Annotated in this window: 18 protein-coding genes and 1 pseudogene; 13 read left to right on the top strand and 6 right to left on the bottom strand. The window is 57.5% G+C overall.

What is annotated here, in order from left to right:
• Window positions 1–319: 319 nt before the first annotated feature.
• Window positions 320–1,699, bottom strand: a complete 1,380-nt coding sequence (locus tag M1D43_RS28860; RefSeq protein WP_027990355.1) for an enoyl ACP reductase FabMG family protein — start codon at window positions 1,697–1,699, stop codon at window positions 320–322.
• Between the two features lie 553 nt (window positions 1,700–2,252).
• Here M1D43_RS28860 and M1D43_RS28855 point away from each other — a divergent pair.
• Window positions 2,253–3,152 carry a helix-turn-helix domain-containing protein gene (locus tag M1D43_RS28855; RefSeq protein WP_017264078.1) on the top strand — a complete coding sequence of 300 codons (900 nt, stop codon included), beginning with the start codon at window positions 2,253–2,255 and terminating at the stop codon, window positions 3,150–3,152.
• Window positions 3,153–3,191: 39 nt separating this feature from the next.
• On the opposite strand, the gene M1D43_RS28850 is transcribed toward M1D43_RS28855, so the two are convergent.
• The gene (locus tag M1D43_RS28850; RefSeq protein ID WP_164856458.1) at window positions 3,192–5,330 is read right to left on the bottom strand and encodes a TonB-dependent siderophore receptor; all 2,139 of its coding nucleotides are present in this window, start codon (window positions 5,328–5,330) and stop codon (window positions 3,192–3,194) included.
• A gap of 304 nt (window positions 5,331–5,634) precedes the next feature.
• Here M1D43_RS28850 and M1D43_RS28845 point away from each other — a divergent pair, with 304 nt between their 5' ends.
• The 6 genes from M1D43_RS28845 to M1D43_RS28820 all read left to right on the top strand — a co-directional run bounded on the left by M1D43_RS28845 (window position 5,635) and on the right by M1D43_RS28820 (window position 11,732).
• Window positions 5,635–6,630: an iron-siderophore ABC transporter substrate-binding protein gene (locus tag M1D43_RS28845; protein ID WP_015445481.1), complete on the top strand. Its 996-nt coding sequence runs from the start codon at window positions 5,635–5,637 to the stop codon at window positions 6,628–6,630.
• Complete coding sequence (locus M1D43_RS28840) at window positions 6,627–7,673, top strand: FecCD family ABC transporter permease (protein ID WP_014531406.1); 1,047 nt, start codon at window positions 6,627–6,629, stop codon at window positions 7,671–7,673. The genes M1D43_RS28845 and M1D43_RS28840 overlap by 4 nt, the downstream gene beginning before the upstream one ends.
• Window positions 7,670–8,707 carry a FecCD family ABC transporter permease gene (locus tag M1D43_RS28835; RefSeq protein ID WP_017264080.1) on the top strand — a complete coding sequence of 346 codons (1,038 nt, stop codon included), beginning with the start codon at window positions 7,670–7,672 and terminating at the stop codon, window positions 8,705–8,707. The genes M1D43_RS28840 and M1D43_RS28835 overlap by 4 nt, the downstream gene beginning before the upstream one ends.
• The gene (locus tag M1D43_RS28830) at window positions 8,707–9,549 is read left to right on the top strand and encodes an ABC transporter ATP-binding protein (RefSeq protein WP_127623633.1); all 843 of its coding nucleotides are present in this window, start codon (window positions 8,707–8,709) and stop codon (window positions 9,547–9,549) included. Before M1D43_RS28835 ends, M1D43_RS28830 begins: the two co-directional genes overlap by 1 nt.
• Window positions 9,546–10,616 carry a DUF2218 domain-containing protein gene (locus M1D43_RS28825; RefSeq protein WP_027990353.1) on the top strand — a complete coding sequence of 357 codons (1,071 nt, stop codon included), beginning with the start codon at window positions 9,546–9,548 and terminating at the stop codon, window positions 10,614–10,616. The genes M1D43_RS28830 and M1D43_RS28825 overlap by 4 nt, the downstream gene beginning before the upstream one ends.
• 420 nt (window positions 10,617–11,036) lie before the next feature.
• The gene (locus M1D43_RS28820; protein WP_027990352.1) at window positions 11,037–11,732 is read left to right on the top strand and encodes a class I SAM-dependent methyltransferase; all 696 of its coding nucleotides are present in this window, start codon (window positions 11,037–11,039) and stop codon (window positions 11,730–11,732) included.
• 16 nt (window positions 11,733–11,748) lie between these two features.
• Here the strand turns inward: M1D43_RS28820 and M1D43_RS28815 are convergent.
• Window positions 11,749–12,516 (bottom strand): annotated as a pseudogene (locus M1D43_RS28815) (IS5 family transposase).
• A 233-nt stretch (window positions 12,517–12,749) separates the two neighbouring features.
• A complete protein-coding gene (locus M1D43_RS28810; RefSeq protein ID WP_027990351.1) occupies window positions 12,750–13,808 on the bottom strand; it encodes a YeiH family protein in 1,059 nt (352 codons plus the stop codon).
• Between the two features lie 204 nt (window positions 13,809–14,012).
• Between M1D43_RS28810 and M1D43_RS28805 the strand changes: the two genes are divergently transcribed.
• Window positions 14,013–14,894, top strand: a complete 882-nt coding sequence (locus M1D43_RS28805) for a LysR family transcriptional regulator (protein ID WP_017264087.1) — start codon at window positions 14,013–14,015, stop codon at window positions 14,892–14,894.
• A gap of 43 nt (window positions 14,895–14,937) precedes the next feature.
• Here the strand turns inward: M1D43_RS28805 and M1D43_RS28800 are convergent, their stop codons facing one another.
• A complete protein-coding gene (locus M1D43_RS28800) occupies window positions 14,938–16,002 on the bottom strand; it encodes an FAD-binding oxidoreductase (protein WP_017264088.1) in 1,065 nt (354 codons plus the stop codon).
• Window positions 16,003–16,439: 437 nt separating this feature from the next.
• Here M1D43_RS28800 and M1D43_RS28795 point away from each other — a divergent pair, with 437 nt between their 5' ends.
• The 4 genes from M1D43_RS28795 (at window position 16,440) to M1D43_RS28780 (ending at window position 20,571) form a co-directional block, all read left to right on the top strand.
• Entirely contained in the window at window positions 16,440–17,522 is a 1,083-nt protein-coding gene (locus M1D43_RS28795; RefSeq protein ID WP_017264089.1) for an amidohydrolase family protein, read from the top strand.
• 11 nt (window positions 17,523–17,533) lie between these two features.
• Window positions 17,534–17,887, top strand: coding sequence for a Rieske (2Fe-2S) protein (locus M1D43_RS28790; protein WP_017264090.1), 354 nt, complete (start codon window positions 17,534–17,536; stop codon window positions 17,885–17,887).
• A 19-nt stretch (window positions 17,888–17,906) separates the two neighbouring features.
• Complete coding sequence (gene betB / locus M1D43_RS28785) at window positions 17,907–19,376, top strand: betaine-aldehyde dehydrogenase (protein ID WP_153500378.1); 1,470 nt, start codon at window positions 17,907–17,909, stop codon at window positions 19,374–19,376.
• Between the two features lie 193 nt (window positions 19,377–19,569).
• A complete protein-coding gene (locus M1D43_RS28780) occupies window positions 19,570–20,571 on the top strand; it encodes an ABC transporter substrate-binding protein (RefSeq protein WP_153320726.1) in 1,002 nt (333 codons plus the stop codon).
• A gap of 188 nt (window positions 20,572–20,759) precedes the next feature.
• On the opposite strand, the gene M1D43_RS28775 is transcribed toward M1D43_RS28780, so the two are convergent.
• On the bottom strand, window positions 20,760–21,650 hold the full coding sequence (locus M1D43_RS28775; protein ID WP_153320725.1) for an alpha/beta fold hydrolase: 891 nt from the start codon (window positions 21,648–21,650) through the stop codon (window positions 20,760–20,762).
• Window positions 21,651–21,750: 100 nt separating this feature from the next.
• On the opposite strand from M1D43_RS28775, the gene betI reads away from it, so the two are divergent.
• Window positions 21,751–22,362 carry a choline-binding transcriptional repressor BetI gene (gene betI / locus M1D43_RS28770; RefSeq protein WP_010967911.1) on the top strand — a complete coding sequence of 204 codons (612 nt, stop codon included), beginning with the start codon at window positions 21,751–21,753 and terminating at the stop codon, window positions 22,360–22,362.
• Window positions 22,363–22,373: the final 11 nt, after the last annotated feature.

Raw genomic sequence — 22,373 nt, 5'->3', positions numbered from 1 at the left:
GTCGAGTTCCTGAGCGATTTCATCGAAGGATTGTCTCGGCATTCTTCTGGGCTGGACTCTTGACCGCTTATCAGCCGTGTCGCGATGGTCACGCGGCCGCCCACTTTACACCAACCTCTCGAGGACTTGTCGGTGCGATGTTCGTTGGCCTGGCTACACACAAGCCGTCGGAGGTGATGGTGGGCGGACGCCCCCGCCGATCGTGATGCAGGTGCCTGCGCCTGGATCGCCATTCGCCATAAACGCAGTCGTTAGAACCGCCGTCTTTGCCGCTGGATTTGGCGCGTGGTCTGGTGGAGCGAGTTAGATTGGGACGCTGTCAGGCCAACTCAAGCTGAGAGTCTTTCGCCGCTTGCGCGAGCAACGGTGCGGGAGCCTTCCTTTGCAGGTGGGAAGCGTTAAGTCGGCGCGCCACGATATCGTGGTTGAGCCACTGGATGGGGCCGGAGGGATCTGAGGACGCGCCAAAAATCAGCTGCCCGGTCGCCTCCACCACGAGAGCACTCAGGAGGTCGCTGATCATTGCCTTGCTGTCCCGATGCATCTGCGTGATCTCGTTGGACGTGCCGATGGTCAGATCGGCCTGCGCTTGGCTGTTCGCCATCGGCCACGCCGAAAAGTCGTAAAACGGGCGCATGACTTCGTTGGCCTGCATATCGGCAATTTTTTGGAACACATCCTTCATCGTGAAGCCGTCTGCCAAAAGCTCCTGACATGCCTGCCATTGGTCTTCTGCCCATTGGCCACCGTTCTCTTTCCGCAAGGCGAGTAGCAGCGGTATCAGCGGAAGTTCGATACCCGTGAATACGTCGGAGGAATTGGTCCGGATTTCGGGACAGTTATAGACGGTTGCCTTGACACCCGCTGCCCAGGCTTCTTGCGCGATGCATTCGAGCCGCATCTTGGCGTAACCCTGGGTGTAGTTGGTGTAGGTCTGCCAACGATAGCTCCCGTCAATCAGGATTGCCGTTCCATGGTAACCGTAGGCGGTGTACCGGACCTGAGCACCAGATGCCTCTACGCGCTCACGGATCGCCGCGCTGTAGTCGATAAGATGTCGAAACGTGATTGCGGTGACTTCGTCGAAATTCTGCAGGATGAGCTTGCCCATCTCGCTGTTGAGCAGCGCTTGCGAAGACATGTGGCGGGGACCACGTCCCTTGTAGATTCGATTGGCAACCGCCAGGAATACCTTCGCTTTCGGGATGCCGCCGGCCATTGTATGGGCGAAGAAGACATTGCGGCCCTCGGCAATCATGCCGTCGAGAACGGCCATGACCTGTGAAAGCGCATTGGTGAACCGTGAGGTGGCGATGTCCCGGCACTGCTCAATGTAGCCCCAGTCGAGCCTCTCAAGTTCCCAGCTCTCCAGCGTCATTGTTGCGAGGAGATCCGTCGGAGTGGGGCCTCCTGTCGGAGCGTCGAGATCGAACCCGGCCATAAGAGGTATGTTGATAATCCTGCCGCCCAGTCGTTCCTCGGCGGCAGAGAGTTCCTCGGCGTTCAAAGGCCGAAGTGCGTTGTTCTCGTCGCGCCGCCCGACCGTGATGCCCACGATCTCCATTCCAGCGCGCCGGGCTTCGTCGAGCAAGCCGGTCGCATATCCGCGACCGAATAGTTCACCGAAGAGGACGAAAACATCACCTTTACGAAAGACGCTGTTTTCGGCGATGCGGTTCAATGCGACCGGGTTTTCCATACAGTCAGCTCTTTGGTCCGTTGTAGTCGAGCGGTGGCTCAGACATCTATAATCACATGACCGCCCTGACGCGTTATGGGAAGTCATTTTAAGTGACCGTTCATTTCAAAGCGTGAAGTCCCCATCAGGACTTCTCGGCAGTGAGCAGAGAAATCACCCCGAGCTTGTCCCAATTTGAACCAAAGGAGATGCAGGCGGGAATGTTTCTGATCGGGCTGCGTCGACACCCCCCCTGACCTTCCTCCGAAACTGCGGTTGGGCAGATCGAGCGTCCATTCCAGCGCTAAGCTCACCGTCAAGACGGTGGAAAGCGTCGCAAGTCTGTTTTATCCGGTTCAGATCTTCAAGCGGGTACCGAGATCCGAACTGCCTTTCAGGTAACTTTTTGATTCCACTTTTGAGCTCCATAGAAGCCCAGCTTGCCAGTTTGCAAATAAAATGAGAATACGAGTCAACTTACTTGGCCTTGAGATGTGGATGGCGCCGAACGACAGTGCAATTTCCCTGCGAGCACCGACATCTGGCACCTTGAAGAGGAAGAACTGATCTACAAATGGGCTTCTGGCATTCCATGTCTTGGAAAACCGAAGGCATTCGGGTCACAGCGCCAGTCCAATGGCGCCAATACGATGGGATGGTCAGCGTCCTGTGGGAGGCGGAAAGTCAAGCCGGTGCCAGTGGCTATTATCTCGCCGACGATCCGCGCATCATGTTTTTCTTCAACGACGTCTCGTCGAGCGTTCGCATTTCGAACCAGGACAATGATCTAGCGAGGAATTCGCGCCCCATGGCGCGTGCCGTGTATGTTCCTGCTGGTGTCCCGTTGTGGACGGGCAGTCGGAAGACGCATAGCTTCAGCCACCTTAACCTGCACCTTCATAAGGATCGGGTGTTGCGGTTTCTGGCTCCATCGGTCGGGAACTCCGCAGCGCAAACGGCATTACGCTGTCCAGTGGAGCTTCAAAACGTGGCGGCAATCGATGCGTTGGCGAAGTTGTTGGCCGACGAAATAAAGAGCCCCACCAAGCATGCAGTCTATGCAGAGAGCCTTATAGGCAGCATCATCGCGGGGCTTCTGGATATTCCTACCGAGAGGGAGGAAAGGGCTGGCGGCAGGTTGACACAGGCACAGATAAACAAACTCGTCTCGCATATCGACGCGCTTGGTGATTATCGTATGTCTGTCGCCGATATGGCTGCCGTCGTTGGCCTGTCCGAAAGCTGGTTTGCAAGCGTTTTCAAGCAAACAATGGGCATCACACCCCTGCAATGGCAACTCGCGAAGCGAGTCGAGCTTACGAAAAAGCTGCTCGGCGAAAGCGACCTCCCAGTTGCCAGCATCGCCGCGCAGCTCGGCTTTGCCGATCAGGCACACCTGACGAAGGTCTTCCGCCAGATCGTTGGCGAAACTCCCGCGGCTTGGCGGCGGATGCGGCAATTCCGGCAACCGTAGAGATCCCACCGCGGCGAGTCGTGGGCGGGCTGACTTGCCTTACCAACTCTGGCGCAGGGTCGCGAGAATGCTGCGCCCGGGATTGTAGTAGACCGCCCCGGAGTCCTTGCTCGCGACGTGTTTCTCGTCGAACAAATTGTTGACGTTCAGCTGGAACGTCGTGTTTTCCTGAATCTTGTAGGTGAAGGCTGCGTCGAAGACGACTGCACTCTCCGACGATGTGGTGTTAGTGATGCTGGTGTAATAGGCGTCCGTGTAGCGAGCCCCGAGCCCGAACAACATGTCGCCCCGCGCGCCGTCGCCCTCCAACGTGTAAGTGCCCCACACCGAGGCCATATTCTTGGGAACACGCATCAGGCGGTTGCCATCATTTGCGCCGCCAGGTTCTTCGATCTTGGAATCGATGTAGCTGTAGGCGGCAATCACGCTGATATTGTTGGTTACTTCCGCCTTGGCTTCGAGTTCGAAACCACGATGTCTGACCTTTTCGACGGTTTGCGGCAGATAGGTGACCTGATCAAAAACGGTAATGTTGCCCTTCGTCAGGTCGTAGACGGACGCAGTGAACATGGCCGGAAAGGCATCCGGACGATATTTGATCCCGACTTCATACTGCTTACCCGTCGTAGGATCGCTACCTGCGGCAGGTGGCGCGGCCGACTCGGCGTAGCTGATGTAGGGCGCCAGTTCCTCGGTAACCTTGTAGCTCGCGCCGATCCGCGTCGTAAATTCGCTGTGGTTGCCAGCCCGCCTGGTACCTGCAAGGAGATTTGTCTCGCTAAGATCAAGCCAATCATTGCGCAAGCCAAAGCTTACGGTGAGCCTATCGAAGAAGGTCAAGTCCTGCTGCAGATAAATGGCATTGGTCTGCTGGTCGTTGTTCGTGCTGGCATAAGGCGCCATCGCGCCCGGCCCGCCTGAATAGATCGGGTTTTCCCAATCGATTGAAGGCGCAGGCGCGTAAAAGTTGGCATTGTCCGACTCGTATTTGTTGTAGTCGGCACCGAAAAGTGTTCGGCTTTCCACATTGTCGAGACTTGCTTCGTAAACCAGGTGCGCATCGATGACGAATTGTTCGGTCGATTTCTCGTTTCCGAAGAAATAGCGACCCGCCACGGTCGAGCCATCGGTTGGTGTGCTCCCGATATAGGCACTGCCGAACCCGTCGTTCAGGTTGCTGTAGCGGGCGTTGGAACTGAAACTCAAGCCGTTGCCGAAATCGTGGTCGAAAAGGACGCTGTAGCTATTGCGGTTCGTCTCGCTGAAGTAATAGTCCGGTTCCCCAAAAAACTGATCCCTGTCGAAATCAGTCCCGAGCGGGTGGCCACCGCTACCGGGAACTCCGTCCTTGTCGAGGTGGTCGAAGACAAATGTCAGACTCGTCGCGTCAGTGGGGCGCCACGTCACGCCGCCCATGACGAAGTTCTCGTCATCCTGAGAAAAATCATATTCCGCATCCGAGCGCTGAAACTTGCCGGTCAAACGGTACGATAGGGTTTCGTCCGCTGTGAGGTTGTCACCGAAATCAAATCCCAGTTCCTTATGTGAAAACGAGCCGCCAGTGCCATAGACTTCACCGAAACGATCGCTCTTCGGTGTTTTCGTGACATAGTTTACCGATCCACCGGGTTCCGCCGCTCCAAAGCTTGAGGAGCTGGCGCCCTTCAACACCTCAATGCGCTCGAAAGCATAGGGCTCTTCCCTGACCCCTGCAAAGGTCCTGCCGATCGCCAAGCCGTCGCGATACGTATACGGAGTAAAGCCGCGAATATCGAAGTAGTCATAACGGTCGTCCGAACCATAAAAGTCGGTCACCACCCCTGCCGTGTATTGTACGACTTGCTCGATTGTGTCGGCGGCGCGTTCCTCGATTTCTTTGGAGGTGATGACGGAAACCGAGGCAGGGGCTATCAGGATATCGGTCGGCATCTTGCCGGCGCCGGTCGTTTCGGTGGCGATGATCGACTTTGAATCTTCATCCGTATTGAGAACGCTTCCGCCGCCAGCGCCGTGCGCCACAATCGTCTCCAGCACCGTTGTGTCGCCTTCAGGGACTGCGTCCTGTGCAAACGAGAGAGCAGGCGTTAAAGCAAAAAATGCTGTGCAGCCCAACAGAAATGCATTTCGTGAACGAAGCGGTAATCTCGTTGGCCAGGGGCCGGTCTGATCGATGTCCATGTTCATGTTCCAATTGACGTAAGTGCTGAAAGCGGGCCTCAAACTCCTTTGAGGTCGCCGAACTGCATCGCGTCTGGCCGTCCGCTAAGCATGAAAGCTTCGCTCAACCGACCCCGGCTTGAAGTCGTTGTCCCACGAACCGCTATTAACTGGAGCTGTTTTGTCTAGTATTGTATGTTTCCCCGGTTTTGTACGATTCGCCGGAAATCTCCACGCACTTTCTGGATATCGGCTGCTTTGCCGTTGACGCCGTTTAATTAAGCTGAGAATGGGGGTCAACTTAAACGTTGAATGGAGTGTGGCGATGAGGCTGTTTCGTTTCGCCGTACTGGCAGTCATAGCCCTTCATTGGGCAGACCGGCACGGCACTGTGTTCGCTGCCGAGAGTACTTCGTATCCCATCACCATCAAGCATGCCTTCGGCAACACCATCATCGCAAAGAAGCCGGAGCGTGTTGCAACTGTCGCCTGGGCGAACCATGAAGTGCCGCTGGCTCTTGGCATCGTTCCGGTTGGAATGGCGCGCGCCAACTTCGGCGACGACGACGATGACGGCATTCTGCCGTGGGTCGACGCACGGCTCGGTGAACTCAAGGCTGAAAAGCCGATGCTTTTCGACGAGGGCGATGGTATCGATTTCGAGGCGGTCGCCGCCACGCGACCGGACGTCATCCTTGCGGCCTATTCGGGCCTCAGCCAGGCCGACTATGACACGTTGAGTGATATTGCACCTGTCATCGCCTATCCGCAGGCTCCCTGGTCGACCGACTGGCGCGAGACGATCCGGTTGAACAGCGCCGGCCTCGGCATGGCCGCGGAAGGGGAAGGGCTTATAGCCAGCATCGAGGCTGAGATCGACCTTGCGCTTGATGGACATCCCGAACTCAAGGGCAAATCGGCGATGTTCATTACCCATCTCAGCTCATGGGACCTCAGCGTCGTCAATTTCTACACGACGAACGATACGCGCGTCAGGTTTTTCGGCGATCTCGGGCTTATGTCGCCGAAAAGCGTGGTGCAGGCGTCACAACCCGGAAGGTTCTCAGGTTCCGTCAGCGCCGAGCAGATCGATGCTTTCGACGATGTCGATATTCTCGTTACTTACGGAGACGGGATGCTTTTCGACGCTTTGAAAGCCAACGCGCTGATGATGCATATGCCCGCCGTCGCTCGAGAATCAATTGTCATGCTAGGCAACAACGCGGTCGGTAATGCCGCAAATCCCACGCCGCTGTCCATCAGATGGGTCCTGAAGGACTACGTGAAGCTGCTCAGCGAGGCAGCCAAGAAGTCGCAATGACCGCCGGGATTATCAAGACATCGGACGGGCGTTGGTCGCCCGTGTCCCGTTCCAACAGAATGCGAAGTCTTTGGCTTGCAGCGCTTTTCGCGCTCGTGATCGTCTTGCTTGCCGCCTCCGTTACGGTCGGCACGCGCAATGTCGGGTGGGACGATGTCGCCGCGGCAATGGGCGGTGCACAGAATAACATCGATCGCGCGTCGGTTGCTTTGCGCATTCCGCGGACCGTGTTGGCCCTGCTTGCCGGGGGCGCTCTCGGCTTGGCCGGAGCGATCATGCAAGGCGTGACACGCAATCCGCTTGCGGATCCCGGCATTCTCGGCGTCAACATGGGGGCATCTCTCGCGGTCGTCGTCGGCGTCGCCTGGTTCGGGATGTCGTCGTTATATGCGTACATCTGGGTGGCGATCCTGGGTGCCGGATGCGCCGCGATCTTCGTCTACGCCATAGGTTCGCTGGGCAGAGGCGGCGCGACCCCTCTGAAAATGGCGCTCGCAGGGGCGGCAACGTCGGTCGCATTTGCGTCCATGGTTATCGCCGTCGTGCTGCCGCGTGGCGATATTGCAGGCGGTATTCATTCCTGGCAGATCGGTGGTGTTGGCGGCGCGACTTACGAGCGGATCCTTCCCGTATTGCCGTTTCTGCTTGTAGGATTCGTGATCAGCCTGTTGTCGGCCAGAAAACTCAACTCTCTTGCACTCGGTGACGAGCTGGCGACCGGGCTCGGCGAAAGCGTCGCAACCGCGCGCGCCGTTGCTTCCCTCGGCGCCATCCTTCTCTGCGGTGCGACGACCGCCATATGCGGGCCGATCGGCTTTCTCGGGCTGGTCGTACCACATCTCTGCCGCCTCTTGGTTGGCGTGGACCATCGGTGGCTGCTGCCTTTTTCGACGCTCGCAGGCGCGTGTCTCCTGCTCGCGGCGGACGTTCTCGGGCGAATCGTCGCGCGCCCCGCAGAGATCGACGTAGGCATCGTCACCGCGATGATCGGTGCGCCATTCTTCATCTGGATCGTCCGGCGCCAGCGTGTGAGGGACCTGTGACAGCTCCCTCGTCCACTCTTGATGTCGTGATCGCACACCGACGCAAAAGAGCGCGCAGGCACCATGCCATTATCGCAACGTTGCTGACCCTTGTCGCAGTGACCTTCGGCGTCACCTTGTCGATTGGGCAATCCATCACGCCGCCGAGCGATGTTCTCCGTGTACTCCTCGGTGAACCGGTTCCGGGCGCATCCTTCACGGTGGGACAACTGAGATTGCCACGCGCCGTGCTGTCGATCCTGGCAGGCTTATGCTTTGGACTGGGCGGCGTGGCGTTTCAGGTCATGTTACGCAATCCGCTCGCCAGTCCCGATATCATCGGGATTACCTCCGGCGCTGGGGCGGCAGCCGTTTTCGCCATTGTAGTCCTGTCCATGACCGGTCCGATCGTTTCGGTTATCGCTGTTGTAGCGGGGCTTGGCGTGGCGCTGCTCGTCTATGCCCTTTCCTTCCGCAACGGGGTCGCCGGTACCAGGTTGATCCTTGTCGGTATTGGCGTTTCCGCGATGCTGCAGAGTGTTATCGCCTATATCCTTCAATCGGCGCCCGCCTGGAATTTGCAGGAAGCGATGCGTTGGCTTACTGGCAGCGTCAACGGCGCTCAGCTTGGCCAGGCGCTGCCGCTTCTGCTTGCCCTCATCTTCTTCGGCGGGCTACTGCTCGTTCGCGGTCGCGATCTCGAGACACTACGGCTGGGCGACGATACGGCGGCCGCTCTTGGAACGGGAGTCTCGAATACAAGGATGCTGGTGATTGTAGCGGCGGTCGGACTGATCGCATCGGCGACCGCGGCAACGGGACCGATCGCCTTCGTCGCTTTCCTGTCGGGACCGATCGCCGGCCGGATCGTACGAAACGATGGCTCGGTGCTGATCCCGTCTGCACTGACGGGCGCCGTTCTCGTGCTTGCCGCCGATTACGTCGGGCAGCACCTTCTGCCGAGCCGCTACCCTGTAGGCGTCGTAACCGGGGCGCTTGGCGCACCCTACCTGTTATACCTCATCGTTCGTACCAATCGGATCGGAGGGTCGTGATGACCGACCATCTGCTCGTCGCCAGCGGATTGACGGCCGGCTACGACAAAACCGAAATCCTGCATGCGCTTGACCTCACCATCCCGCCGCGCAAAATCACGGTGATCGTCGGCGCCAATGCCTGTGGCAAGTCCACGTTTCTCCGCACGCTCTCGCGGTTAATCGCGCCCAGCAAGGGGCAAGTTCTTCTCGACGGCAAATCCATCCACCGGACACCCTCGCGAGATCTCGCCCGCACGCTGGGTCTGTTGCCCCAATCGCCGATCGCGCCGGAAGGCATCACAGTGGTCGATCTAGTCAGCAGGGGACGGCATCCGCATCAAAGCCTGTTTTCCCGCTGGACGCGACGGGACGACGAGGCGGTCGACAGTGCGCTTAGGGCGACAAAGACATTCGACCTTGCCGATCGGCCGATCGACGAGCTCTCCGGGGGCCAGCGGCAGCGGGTCTGGATCGCCATGGCACTCGCCCAGCAGACCGACATCCTGATGCTCGACGAGCCGACGACCTTTCTCGACATCAACCATCAGATCGAGGTGCTCGATCTCCTGACCGATCTCAACAGCGCGCGTCGAACTACGGTCGTCATGGTGCTGCACGATCTCAACCTTGCTGCCCGCTACGCCGACCATCTCGTGGCGATTGCCGGTGGGCGCGTGCACATTTCGGGCACTCCGGAAGAGGTGCTCACCGAAAAGACCGTGCGGCATGTTTTCGGCCTTGATAGTCGCGTCATCAGCGATCCCACGTCGGGTCGGCCAATCATGCTGCCGATCGGGCGACACCGGATGGCCGTCATCGACGACATGGGCGAAGCACCACAAAAGGAGAGGAGCGCATGAACGCAGTTCATTCATTCAAGCTGTCCGGCGTAGCGGTCCCCGGTAGTGCCGCTGACATGCTCGACGAGATCTGCGAGCATTTTGTCGAACATGCCGAGGTCGAACGGAGAGACGACCTGGCGGTGCTGCAGAGCGAGCTAGGTGTCGCGCGCATCAGCATCGAAAACGGGCGCTTGTTGATCGAGCTCGACTGCCCGACGCGTGAAAAGCTGCACATGAGCCGCACGATCCTGGCGGAACATCTTTTCTATTTTGCCGAAGGCCAGCCTTTCGAATTGATCTGGTCGGAACCGACGTCCTTGTCGGTGCTCCCGAACCTTCATGAGGTGACAGTCGTCTCGGCGCACGACGTCACTCCGCACATGCGTCGCGTGATCTTTTCCTGCGCCGATGTAACGCCCTTTGTGGGCAGCGACATGCATGTCCGACTGCTGGTGCCGCCGAAGGGCAAGCCGCCGGTCTGGCCCGGCTACCGGGAAGACGGCCGCATCGCCTGGCCGGAAGGCGAGAACGAGCTTCTGGTTCGTGTCTATACCATCCGCGCCGTCGATTTGGATCGGAGCGAGTTGTCGATCGATTTCTTGCAGCATCCCGCTCCTGGCGTACCGACTCCGGGTGCAGACTTTGCGCGCGATGCGCAGCATGGAGACGTGGCCGCCCTGCTAGGGCCAGGCGCAGGCGGTCTGCCAGCGGAGCGATCCATTTTACTAATCGGCGACGAGAGCGCTCTACCAGCCATAGCACGGATCGCGGCCGAAGCTTCGGCTGAAACGCATATACGTGCCATCATCGAGGTTGAGGACAAGGCGGAAGAGCAACCGCTTCTGACTGATGGCGTGCTCGACGTGCGTTGGTTGCACAGGGGGAGCTACCCGGGAGATGCTGCCGATATTCTCGTGTCCGAGGCGAAAGCAGCGATATCGGCCGTCGATGACGAGACGTTTGTTTGGGTTGCGTGCGAAAGAAGAGACATACGAGCTATCAGGACCTTCCTCAAAGCTCGGCAACATGATCGCAGGAAGATGTATGTCGCTTGGTACTGGGAAAGAGACGCGAAAATCGCATGATGTATGACCCGAAAGGCGAACACCTGCGGCGTCGAGATTCCCAGCCACTTCGTCACTCATCTCGCTATCTCGACTTGTCCGATTGTATGATAGTCGACGGAACGACGGGCTCCAGCTTAGCCTTGCTTGGCTCAGTTCAAGAGGCTGAGTGAGCCAAATGGGATCACAGCATTTCAAAGAGTTATGGCGATCACTTTGTCGGTTTGGCGCAAGATTTTGGCTCATGATTCGTGGATAAGCTTCTGTTTGCGCCAAACTAAGGGAGTCTGTTGCGTGTACCACTAGCTCAGGACTCATTGATCAAAGCTGAACGCATGGCCTTGGCAGTGGAGGCGGCCGTTCGATATGATGGGCGTATCAATGGTATTAGAAGCCGATAAGTGCTCGTCTTCGGACGGGCCTTTGCCGCTGGAGTAAACATTGCCTGAGAATGACTATGATGCGTTTGCAGCGGCCTATGACGCTGACAACGAGAACAATGCCTGGAATGCCTATTACGAACGACCAGCCATTCTTTCGTTGGTTGGAGATGTCACTGGGCTTCGAGTGCTTGATGCGGGGTGCGGCGGCGGAGCCCATGCTGCGGCGCTCCTCGACCGAGGGGCAATCCTAACCGGTATCGACTCAAGTGCGGGATTGCTCGAGATCGCACAACGTCGCCTTGAAGGTCGGGCGCGATTGTTGGTGGCGGACCTGAACGAACCAATGCCCTTCCACGATGGTTCCTTCGATTTGATCCTTGCCTCCCTTGTCATGCACTATCTGCCAGACTGGGCACGTCCCCTTTCGGAATTCGCCCGTCTGTTGCCCCAAGGCGGCCGCTTGGTTTTCTCCACGCACCACCCTTTTATGGATCACCAGTTGGCGGGTCACGAGAACTATTTCGAGACCTATAGCTTCAGCGAAACGTGGCAGCGTGGCCGGAAGGCCATGACAATGCGCTTCTGGCATCGTCCACTTCACGCCATGGTTGATGCATTGAAGGCAGCAGGGTTCCAGATCGAGTCACTGAACGAACCTCAACCCGATCCTGAGGCCCGCTCACGCTTCCCACAGGCCTATCAGAACCTGACGACCAAGCCGCGATTTCTCTTCTTTTCGGCGGTGAAAGCGTGAGGGCGGCTCTTGTGGGTCAAAGCCAAAAGATCATGGTCGCCGCGATGCAGATTGCCGAGAAGAAGGTGTGTGCGCATCGGTCGTACCGCGTTGCGATCCGGCGCCAATCCTTAAGTTTCGCGAACGTGTTCTCGACCTTATGACGCTGGCGATAGAGCGTTCTATCATAGGGGGAGTTTTCCGGTTGTTGATCGGTGGAATGCAGGGCTCGATGTCCTTGTCGGCAAGAGCCTCCCGGAACCAGTTGCTGTCGTAATCCCGGTCGGCGATGAGGCAGGTGGCAGATGGAAGGGCCTTGAGGATGAGCCGAGCGCCCTTGTGATCGCTCATCTGCCCCTCGGACAAGAGCAGGGTGATCGGCTTGCCGGCACCATCGCAGACAGCGTGGAGCTTGGAGTTCAGTCCGCCCTTGGTTCGCCCCGATACGGCGTGGAACATCCCCTTTTTGAGCAGGCTCGCAGCCGTGCGATGTGCTTTCAGGCTTTCAAGTGTGTGGTGTCGATCATAAGATCATAATGCGCTCGGGCTTTTGCCCCTCCGCGGCTAGTGCTGCGAAGATACGGTCGAATACACCAAGCCGGCTCCAGCGGATAAAGCGATTGTAGAGTGTCTTGTGCGGGCCGTAATCGTTCCGCGCATCTTTCCATTGCAGGCCATGCTTGATGACATAAACTATGCCGCTGATCACCCGCTGGTCATCAACGCGAGGAATGCCACGCGCCAACGGGAAATACTGCTCGATCGGTGCCATCTGGCGGTCGCTCAACAGAAACAAATCGTTCACCATGGTTTCCTTTCGGAAACCCTGAATCATACCTCAGGCCGAATTATTAGGTCCTGAGCCTAGCTCGTAGGAGTGTTTGAAATCAGTATTTCCTGGATCGGTGCCCTGAATGCCTGCCTTTAAGGCTTGGCTGCCGAGAAGCGTGGCGGCGGAGAAGTTTCGAAGTTTCCCGAATTGTTCTTTATACTTGGGTAGTCCGTACATTGCGCGGGGTGAAAGACGCGACTCATCGGCTATTCTCTGTACCAGAGAAGGCCGACCACGATGAAGGCCGCAAGAAATGCGGTTGCCAGCAATGCGAGCGTGACATGTGACGGTCTGATGCTAGCGAACTCCTTTAGGGACGTTTTCAAGCCGACGGCTCCCAGCGCAGTTAGAAGTAACCAACGCGAAAGATCGTTGGCGACGTCGCCCGCTGCCGCCGGCAGAAATCCCATCGATTTGAGGGCCGCGAGGAATGCAAATCCCAGGACGAAACCGGGTATCACCTGGCCCAATTTTTGTGGCTTCTGACCGGCGCCTGCTCCCAACACTGTGACCATGATCGATACGGCAATTATCGTTGGCGCAAGCAGGCTTACGCGAACAATCTTGACGAGTGTCGCAATCTGACCAGTCTCCTCCGACATTGCGAAGCCGGCACCTACGACCTGAGCAACATCGTGGATCGTTCCACCGATGAACACGCCGGACTCTTTAGCGTCGAATTGCAGATGGGACGCGAGCACCGGATAGAGCACCATCGCTGATGTCGACAGGAGTGTTATTGCCACAATCGTCAAGGCGAGATCCCGGTCGCTGTTCTGTCGCGGAGGAAGAACGGCATTTAAAGCTACAGCCGCTGAAGCTCCGCAGATGGCGACGGCTCCTCCCGTTAGCAGTGACAGTCGCCAATCCATGCCGGCGAACTTGCCGACAATAATGGCGAACAAGATTGTGCAAGCAAGCGCGGTAGTCACCAGGCAGAGCAGGCTAACGCTCAGGTCGCTCAATACCTCCAACGACACCCGTGCACCCAACAGTGCCACGCCGAAACGAAGCACAGCGCGGCTGGCAAAATGGATGCCTGGAACGGTCCTGGCACCGCTTTCCGACAAAAAGTTGAGAGACATGCCCAACAGAAGCGCCATCAAGGTCGCCGGAGCCCCATAGTGCTCGGAAAGAAATTGAGCCGAGATTGCGATCAACACTGCCACGGCAAGGCCGGGAAAATACGATACTACGCGTGTCCTTAAGTTCTGGGTTGGGCGAGGGATATCGCTCGTGGCGACTTGTTCAGTTCGATCGCTCACGGCTCAACCCTTAGCTCGGGCACTGACGGTGTCGTTCTCGTTGAAGGCCGGGAGTCTGAAATTGTGGCAGTCAGGCTCGACGCTGAACATTATTTTCTCCCGAGACGTGTGGGTCGGAACTCGAAGCGACCCCGAGATGACAACATTTCTTTGATGTGATAAACGCGCTCAAAAGCAGATATTAATCGCCATTTGCGATCGAAGATGAATCTGGACCTGATCGACACTTTCCTTGACCTACTCGAGACCGGCAACTTCAATCGAACTGCCGAGCGGCTGGAAACGACGCAGTCCACCGTCAGCGGTCGCGTCAAGGCGCTCGAACAGGCTGTCGGGGCGAAGCTTTTTCAGCGCGGGCGGGCCGGAGCGATCCCGACGCCGTCCGGGCTTCGATTTGAGCAGCATGCGCGGTCTCTGAAGGCTGGCTGGGCCCATGCCCGCCGGGATATTGGCGGACTGGAGCGCTACGAAGGCTCACTACGGGTCTCCGGACAGTTCAGCTTGTTGCGCACGCTCTTCCTGGACTGGATCGGCGAACTGCACGCAACCAACAAGCGCGTCGCGCTGCACCTCGAGGCGGATTATTCGACGCAGATCATCTCTGATCTGGCCAATGGCGCAATCGACATTGGAGTCGTGTTCGCTCCGAAATTCCTTCCTGACCTCAGCATCGAGGAGATTGGTGCCCAGAGGCTGGTGATGGTATCCACCGAATTCGCGAACGTGGGCAATGTCACCGCTGACCGGTATATTCGCGCATCCTACACGGCTTACATTGAGCGTGCTCACGCCGAGCTCCTGCCCCATCTCGCCCATCCGGCTCTGACCGTGGGCTATGAGGAATTGGCCGTTGGTATTATGAAACGTTTCGGAGGCACAACCTACCTTCCGGAGCATGCACTCGATTATCTCGCAAGTTCCGGTGTTTCGGCCAAAGTCGTTGAGGACGCTCCCGACATCCACCAGCCGGTTTATGTGGCGACGCAGAGGCGTCGCAAACACGATCCGTTAGTGCACCGTGCAATTCTTGCGCTGAAAAGCGTTGCAGATCGCCATTTCAAGATTTCGAAGGTGAAGGATGCCTGAGGGCCGGCCTCGGACCTTCAATCGATCCCGCAGGCGTCCGTTCTCATGCGTCGATGGATACGGAGCCCATTGGGCGGCTGCAGCAGGCCAGGACAAATCCCTCTGACCTCTCGCACGCCGGCAGTCCGCCAAGATCCTGCATGTCCACCATTCCCTGTGTCAATTTCACCTTGCAGCTTCCACAAACTCCCTGGTGACAGGAACTCTCAATCCAGATGCCAGAGTTCAGTGCTGCTTCCAAGATTGTTTCCCCTGGCGCGCAGGTTCCGTGTTTGCCAGAGAGTGAGAAGTATACCTCGCCACCTAACTTGTCCGGTTCTTCGATCGGAATCCTCTCGCCGAAGCTCTCCTCGTATACTGCCCGGATCGGCACCTCTGCCGCCATGGCGCGAGCGGCTTTCATAAAGCCCTCCGGTCCGCACATGAAAATCTCGCGTTGCGGAAGGTCCGGAACAAGCGACTGCATTAAAGAGGCACTTATCGTTCCCATCCTCCCACGGAAGCAAGTTTCTTCGCCGGTTTCGCCCACCACCATATGAACCTTGATGTTGGAAAAACGCCTGGCGATGAATTCGAGCTGATCTCGAAAAATAATGTCTTTCGGGGTCCGTGCGAAGTGGACGAACTCGACGTCGACCTGATCAGCGACGTCGGTGATGTATTGCAGCATCGACATTACCGGTGTCACGCCCGAGCCGCCGGAGAGTAAAAGCGGCTTCCGGGAGGGAATGTCAAAATAGTTGAAGCGGCCGGCGATGTCGGCAATTTCGACGGACATACGGGGGCGCATGTGGTCGTTCAGCCAGTTAGACACCAGCCCGCCAGGCACGCGCTTGACGGTAATCTGGACGTTGTGAGGACGGGTGGGCGTTGAACAGATGGAATAGGCGCGGGGGCAGAGCTTACCTTCGATCTCGAATTTGAAGCTGATATATTGCCCGGGTTTGAAATCGAAGCTCCTGCTCTGGCTGTCTTCAAACACGAACGTTTTGCTATCATGCGTCTCGTCGATCACGGCTTTGCATACCAATGTTGCCGGACCTCCGCGGTAGCATGGTTGCTGGTTGGCTGCGGAAAGGGAGAAGGGAAAGCTTGCTTCCATAAGCATAAAGGGCACCTCTGACTCTGTGCCACAGTTATATCAAGCTCCGCAAAGTGGATTGAGCGGGGCAAAACCCTCTTTTCAATCGTAAAATGCGATCATTAGGGGGTTAATTGCGCCACAGGCCGGGCAAACGTGCCCCAGGCACTGACCGCGTCGACATCATAATGAAATACGACTGCCCGGAAAGAAGCGCCAGGTCGTCGGAACGCTCCCCCCGTGAGCTGTCGTGAGCTCTCACGGGATTTTTGCAGCGTCTTGCCCACGAAAGGCCAACAGAGAGAGCCCAATCACGCGTCCCAGGAACGCTCACGTAGTTCGATCGCAGTTTACGATCAATAACCCCAGTTTGTCGCCGTTTATCGATTGAGCAATTTGTTGTCCTATGTCGCTGCGTCATTCACGCGCATCGAGTTTCGACCCACTTGGGGAGGGAGAATATCTTGTTCATCGTCGATAGCGATTGCCATAACTACTGGTGCAGCGCGACCGTCCTGGAGCCGTACATGGACGGCTTCTTCAAGGACATGTTCGTTCGCGGCGAAAAGACTGGGCCACGCGGCGCATTTCCGCACGGCCATCGTCCCTGGTTTCATCCAGAAGGATTTTCGCGGTATGACGTCAACCCGGTCGAGGAAGACGACAATTACGCGATCATGAAGGAAAAGCACCTCGATAAGTACAATATCGATGTGGCGATTCTAACCGGCGACGAGCCGATCGAAGCGTCTACCTTGGCAAACGCCCATTATGCCAATGCGCTCTGTAGGGCGTACAACGACTACATGATCGATTACTGGCTACCGAAGGACAGTCGGTTCTGGGGGTCGATCATTGTTGCCCCGCAGGACCCAAAACTGGCGGCCGAGGAAATCCGACGTCTCGGCTCGCATCCGCGAATTGTCCAGGTTCTGGTAAGCCATGGCGCCCAGCGGCCCTACGGCGACCCATTCTACCATCCCATTTACGAGGCTTGCGCCGAAATGGGGTTGCCGTTCGCCATGCACCTTGGTGGTCAGGGTGGTGTGAACTCGACGCCTATCGGAGCAGGACCGTCGACGTTCTTCTGGGAAACCCATGCGATACTTCCGCAGTCCGCAATGACGCATATGGCTTCCCTGATCGCCCAAGGCGTCTTTGAGAAATGGCCAAGCCTCAAAGTCGTGATCATCGAGTGCGGGGTGGCATGGGTGCCCTCGGTGCTATGGAGACTGGACGCCAACTACAAGGCACTGCGCAAGGAGACACCCTGGTTGAAGCGGTTGCCCTCGGAGTATTTCAAAACGAACATTCGCATGTCGACCCAACCACTCGAGCAGCCGGAAAATGTTCAGCATCTTTGGGCAACCCTGGAGGCGATGGACGGGGAAAACACACTGCTGTTCGCGTCCGACTATCCGCATTGGGATTATGACGATGTCACGAAGCTGCACATTCCCCCTGCCTGGCGCGAGAAGGTACTCGGCCTGAACGCGCTCGACGTTTACCGGCGAATTCCCCGGCCGGCCGCGATCGCAGCAGAGTAAGGGGGCGGGCAATGGCTTCAAAACAGTTTGCATGCAAGGCTTCGGAGGTTCCTGCCGATGCTGCCAAGATCATCAAACTCGGCAATTTGTCGCTTGGTATCTTCAAGGTTGGGGACGGATATCACGCGCTTCTGAACGTGTGCCCCCACAAGGGAGCAGCGCTTTGCCAAGGACCCGTATGCGGGACCACGAAACAGACGGACAAGGCGGAGTTTGTTTATGAGCGGGCAGGTGAGTTGGTCCGTTGTGCTTGGCACGGATGGGAATTCGATATCCGGACGGGCGAGTTCCTGGTCGATCCCCGTGTGAAAGCCCGCACATTCCCGGTTTCCGTCGAAAGCGAAGACATCTTCGTTCACGTTTAGCGAAAAAGAGGCGTCGCCTATGCAAAGTTACGAAATTCGCAAAATGGCGACGCCGCTCTGTCAGCCGGCCGCTTCACATTTTATCGACGGCACCTTTATGGAGGATCGCACCGGTCCTGAGATCCTCTCCGTCAATCCGGTGGATGGTGAGATCATCGCCAAGTTGCACGGGGCGACTTCCTGCATCATCGAGAAGGCAATTGCCTCGGCGGAACGGGCGCAGAAAGAATGGGCTCGGAAAGGGCCGGCGGAGCGGGGTCGCGTCCTCAGTCGCGCCGCTGACATCATGCGGGCGCGAAACATGGAACTGTCGGTTCTCGAAACGCGCGATACAGGCAAGCCAATTTCTGAAACACTGGTGGCGGACGCCGCCAGCGGTGCCGATTGCCTCGAGTATTTTGGCGCAATCGCGGCGACACTTTCGGGAGACAGCATCCAGTTCGGAGAAGATTGGGTCTACACACGGCGGGAGCCGCTTGGGGTCTGTCTCGGAATAGGGGCCTGGAACTACCCCATCCAGATTGCGGCCTGGAAGGCAGCCCCCGCGCTTGCGTGCGGGAATGCCATGATATTCAAACCATCTGAAGTGACTCCATTGTCAGCGCTCAAACTCGCGGAAATTCTGACTGAAGCGGGGCTGCCCCCTGGCGCTTTCAATGTTGTGCAAGGTGCCGGTGATGTTGGAGCTGAGCTCGCCACCCATCCGGCGATCGCCAAAGTCTCTCTCACAGGATCGGTCAAGACGGGCGCGCGGGTCGCCTCGGCCGCCACGGCCGGCATTCGGCCAGTAACGATGGAGCTTGGTGGAAAGTCTGCGCTGATCGTCTTCGACGATGCAGATGTTGAGGCAGCTGTCAGCGGCGCAATTCTCGGGAATTTTTATTCGGCCGGCCAGATCTGTTCCAACGGTACGCGCGTTTTCCTGCAGCGCGGAATAAGGGAAGCGTTCCTTGCGCGCTTGCTGGCCCGGGTCGCGGCTTTGAAGATTGGTGATCCGATGGACGAGGAGACCGACATCGGGCCGCTAGTCAGCGCCGCCCATCGCAACCGGGTTGCCACATACGTCGCCCGCGCCGAGGTTGAGGGAGCATACCAGATGACGCCTCCGCGCAAGCTTCCACCAGGGGATGCCTGGCACGAGCCCGTAGTCTTCACGAATGTTACGGATTGGATGACGCTTGCTCGGGAAGAAGTGTTCGGTCCGGTCATGGCCGTCCTGGACTTCGATGACGAGCAAGATGTCGTCGCAAGAGCCAATGCAACGGACTTCGGATTGGCGGCAGGCATATTCACGAGAGACCTCGTTCGTGCCCATAGGTTGGCGGCTGAGCTCGAAGCCGGAACCGTGTGGATCAACGCTTACAACTTGACGCCAGCTGGCATGGCGTTCGGCGGAATCAAGAGATCAGGCATCGGGCGCGAAAACGGGCGTGTCGCGATCGACCACTATACCCAGCTCAAGTCTGTGTTCGTCAGCATGCAGACATAACACGAGAATTGACACGGTCGACGGCCCAGAACCTCAGCCAATCGGCCGTTTTCTCATACGCGAATAGGGGCCCGGCGTTCGAGCAGTCTCCCGAGGGGGAGGAAGGATTCGTCAGGGTCCTGTTACGGCCACAGCGGCAGCGGCCACGCTGTGAGGCCGAACGAGGAGAGGCCGCAGTTCAAGGGGAACCAGAATGTTTGGGAAATTGCTCGCACCTGCCTGTTTTGCAGTTGGCCTTGCCAGCCTGACACAGGGTGCTTTCGCGGAGGAATGTGGCGACGTCGTTATCGCCAATATGAATTGGCAGTCAATCGATGTCCTGGCGAATATCGACAAGATCATTCTTGAAAACGGATATGGGTGTTCGGCGGAAATCACCATCGGTGACACCGTTTCGATCATGACGTCGATGATTGAAAAGGGAGAGCCGGACATAGCACCGGAAGCGTGGCTCAATGCTTTGCCTGAGATTGTCTCGAGAGGCATCGCCGAAGGGAAGCTGATATCGGCTGGCAACGCCCTGAGCGATGGCGGAATCCAGGGCTGGTATATCCCAAAGTACATTGCCGACGCTCACCCGGAGATCAAGACGGTTTCCGATGCGCTGAAGCACCCGGAACTCTTCCCGGCTCCAGAGGACAGTTCCAAGGGCGCAGTCGTCAACGGTCCATCAGGTTGGGGCGCATCGACTACAACCAGCCAGCTTTACAAGGCTTACGACGGGGACGCCAAAGGCTTTGTGCTGGTTGACCCAGGCTCGGCGGCGGGTCTGGACGGTTCAATCGCCAAGAACTACGAACGGAAGATCGGCTGGTTCGGCTACTACTGGTCACCCACTTCGTTGCTCGGCAAATACCCAATGGTCAAGCTTGATTTTGACGCGCCACACAACGCAGCGGAATGGAAGCGTTGCAACACGGTGGTCGATTGCGAAGATCCAAAGGTAAACGATTGGCCGACCGATAAGGTGGAGACACTCGTCACTCACGAGTTCAAAGAGCGTGCCGGTGCGGCGATGGATTACCTGAAGACGCGGCGCTGGGATAACGCAACGCTGAACAGCCTGTTAGCCTGGATGACCGACAACCAGGCGACGGGCGAAGATGCTGCAAGATACTTCCTGGAGAAGAACCCCGAGATTTGGACAAAGTGGCTTTCTCCCGAGATCGCGGAGAAGGTGAGATCGTCGCTCTGACTTGTAAAACCACGATCCGCCGGCGGTTGTCGGCGGATTACCCTTTTTGTCAGTCTCTAAACCCGCCGACCGCCACGACACCAAGCTGCAGCTTTACGACGATGAGGCGAGCTTTTGGTGATCTCGGCGCTCCGCCGAGATCATTTCACTTCCGACATTTCCCTTAACGGCGTAACCTCTTTCGAATGTCACTCCGACAGGAATGAATTGATTAGTTCGGCCGCCTTTTCGGGCCGCTCCCAAAACATATTGTGACCAGCGCCCGGGAAGGTTTCCAAGCGAGCTTTAGGAAACGCCGCCTTTAGCTTCGCTTGCTGCGGCGCGTTCATCAACTGGTCTTGATCCCCCCAGAAAATCATGACCGGCGCTTTGATCAAAGACGATATCTTCCCGAGATCACCTGTCGTCGTACCCCACAGGACACCCTTCCAAACGTGGATGGGCACGGCAGCGCTCTCTTCACGCTCAGGCTTGATGAACCTCTCGTCAACCGGGTTCGGGTTCCAATACCAGTCCGTCATAAACTTGCCGTTTGGATCGATAGGCGGCTGGAGCGGCTTGATATTATCCCAAAGCCAAGTGCCAGGTCCGCCGCCCGTGTTGAGTGTCGAAGAGATCAAAACGACCTTTCTGACCTTCTCAGGGTGCTGCGCCGCCAGCATCTGAACGGCCAGCGATCCCAGCGAATGCCCGACCACGTCGGCCTGCTCAATCTTCATCGCCTCCAAAAAAAGGAACGCGTCGTTTGCGAAATCGAGATACGTGTAGCAGCACTCCGGGGCGCTCGATTTCCCATGGCCGCGAAGGTCGATGGCGTAAATATGATGGTTCTTCAGGTGCGGGGCGACCAATGACCAGCTTCGCGAATTATCAGTATAGCCGTGAATGAGCAGTAGGGGCGTCCCTTCGACGTTGCCCATTTCGGAGTATGCCAGCTTGATGCCGTTTGGCAGGTCTACGGTCTTCTTGGCCGCCGCCCATTCCGTCTGCGTCGGAACGGGAATTTCCGTCGCGAATCCAGGCCCGGCCGCGAACAGCAAGCCGACTGCCAATGCCAATTTTAGGATGGTGGTTGTCATCGTTCTCCCTCATATTCTTACCCATTGGTCTGCATATTGACCAATTGGTCAACACTTGAACTCGGCGCTCGATTTGTCAATAACGATTCAGGAGCATGTGATGGCACTTACAAAAATCAGCGATATCCGGAGGCGGGAACTGCGGCGTGCCGCCGTGGAAGTCATGAAGCGTGAGGGCGCCGCCGGGACGACGTTGGAAAAAGTGGCTCAAGAAGCCGGAGCCTCGAAAGGTATTGTCCTCCACTATTTCCGAAACAAGCAGGAGCTGTTCGAAGAGGCGATGCGCGAGGCCAATGCGGGCCTGAGGGATGACGTCGTGAGACGGCTAAAGAAGGCCCGCTCGCCTATCGAACGCATCTGGGCAATCGTCGAAGCAAACCTTGGTGAAGACGTTTTCAAACCACCCCACGGGCACGCTTGGCTGTCGCTATGCGCTGAGGCTCCGCGAGAGCCGCAGCTGGCAAGATTGCAGAGTATTTTCCATGCGCGGATGCATTCGAACCTGATGTCGGGGTTTCGTTCATTGGTTCCACACTCGCAAGCCGAGCGACTATCCTTGTCAATGTCTGCTCTCATCGATGGCCTCTGGGTCCGGCTGGGCATCGGCGATCGGACTATGACATCGTCAACAGCTACTTCACTCGCCCGCGACCTCTTGACCAACGCTCTCCCGACTATTGCTATTCCGGACGTGACCAAGTGCGAGCAATGAAAATACCCCCG

Source organism: Ensifer sp. R1-3 (assembly GCF_056739175.1).
The sequence above is the reverse complement of the archived record's forward strand: the minus strand, read 5'-3'. Positions and strand labels throughout refer to the sequence as shown.